General features: G+C 59.3%; 1 pseudogene. It reads left to right on the top strand.

The window, feature by feature from the left end:
* Window positions 1–161: 161 nt before the first annotated feature.
* A pseudogene (locus EN859_RS40140) lies at window positions 162–290 on the top strand (MBL fold metallo-hydrolase); the annotation flags it as partial.

Below are 290 nucleotides of genomic sequence, written 5' to 3' on the forward strand. Positions count from 1 at the left end.
GTGTTGCTAAGGGACTGAAAACCTTGATGAATCTTCACCATTGCTGCAAAAATCGACAGACAAATTCAGCTTGGCCCAACACGTGCTGCGCTGCGAGGGGCCCCGGCGCGCGTGCTTGAGACGCCGGTACAATCAACGTTTTGCTCGTGCCGCGCTCATCCATGAAAGTCACCTTGATCCCCGTTACGCCGTTCCAGCAGAACTGCTCGCTGCTCGTTTGCGAGGCGACCGGACGCGCGGCCGTCGTCGATCCGGGCGGCGACCTCGAAGTGATCCAGGGCGAGATTGCA

Origin of the sequence: Mesorhizobium sp. M00.F.Ca.ET.216.01.1.1 (genome assembly GCF_004010325.2) — a bacterium.
Lineage (GTDB): Bacteria > Pseudomonadota > Alphaproteobacteria > Rhizobiales > Rhizobiaceae > Mesorhizobium.